The 1,300-nt window shown below is 60.5% G+C and carries 2 protein-coding genes; both read right to left on the reverse strand.

The window, feature by feature from the left end:
- Window positions 1-37: 37 nt before the first annotated feature.
- Complete coding sequence (locus EAW56_RS12285) at window positions 38-580, reverse strand: hypothetical protein (RefSeq protein ID WP_122086835.1); 543 nt, start codon at window positions 578-580, stop codon at window positions 38-40.
- 377 nt (window positions 581-957) lie between these two features.
- Window positions 958-1,300 (reverse strand): IS3 family transposase (locus EAW56_RS12290; protein WP_147453332.1); only part of this gene is annotated, 343 nt, incomplete at its 5' end.

Below are 1,300 nucleotides of genomic sequence, written 5' to 3' on the forward strand. Positions count from 1 at the left end.
TCGCACATACTAGCGGATGGAACGGAGTGGTGCGCGGCTACGGAATAAGCGCGGTGACTTCCGCCGGAAGCATCGGCGCGATCTGCGGCCACGCGGCACCGACTACCCCGCCGACGACGAGAAGCGCAAGAAGCGTGGGCCAGAGGATCATCGCCGGCATTGGGGAGCCGTCAGGGTAGAACAGACCTGACTGCCACTCGGACTCGTCGTAAGAGAGGTTGCGCCCCTCGATGCACGCACGCAGTCCCGGCGCCAGGTAGGACCCCGCTCCGTTTACCTCGAGGTAGTCATCGATCCCCTCCGAGGAACCGGTGGCAGGGCGTTTTCCGCCCTTGTCCAGGTACGCCTTCTCCTTAGCGATGATCCGGTCGAGCTCCTTCTGTGCCTGAGCCTTCGTCATAGTACGGGTGCGCACCTTCGTATAGGTAGTACCCAGGTCGCCGGAGTAGTTGAAGGTGCATTTGTCACCCTTGACGATGACTTCGGAGGCCGACGACTCGAGAGGTGCTGCAACCACTCCGGCAGCGGCGAGCGAGGCGGCGAGGGCGATGGACGTTGCGCGGATCTTCGGGGCACTCATTGTGGTCTCCTTGTGTTGTACTGCACTGCTGCTGCCAGACTGGGGGCGAACTGGGGGTTTGAGCACAGCATAATCAAGAACCGTTAACGCGGGGTCGTTTTCGAGGCTGTTGTGTTGATAGGGACCGAAAGTTGCCGGCGCACCCCTGGCAGGTGAGATCATATTCTGCGGTGGCGGGGTGGAGTGAGTGGTTGCCGGCTCGGGGTGGCCTTCGTCTGGCTCGGTGTTTCGGTGGGGTGTGGTGTCGGGTGTTTGACGGAGGCTGCGCATCTTTGACGGGGGCTGTGTGTGTTTGACGAGGAGGGGGTGACGAATTCACGGACCTCGGGCCTGCGGATGTTTTGTTGGAGTGCCCCGGGGGGCTTGTGTGTTGTTGTTTAGACTCCAAGTGCTTGGCGGTGTTCGGCGATGGTGGCATAGCCGTTGCCTAGCGTCGACTTCAGCCTGGTGTGGGTATAGAAGTCGATGTAGTTGTCAATATAGTCTCGCATTTGTGCCACCGTCATCTTTTTGGTGGCGGGTCTGCCTTTGAGCAGTTCTTGTTTCATCGTGCCGAAGAACCCCTCGGTGCGAGCGTTATCACCACTTGTGCCTTTCCGTGACAGTGACGGGATGTATCGCCACCGCCTCTGGCACCATTCCCCTGTGGCGCATGCCTTGCACCCGGTGATGTTGTGGGCGTGGTCGGTAATCAGGTTGACCCAGCGTGTGCTGCGGTAG

Origin of the sequence: Corynebacterium gottingense, from assembly GCF_003693265.1 — a bacterium.
Taxonomy (GTDB): Bacteria; Actinomycetota; Actinomycetes; order Mycobacteriales; family Mycobacteriaceae; genus Corynebacterium; species Corynebacterium gottingense.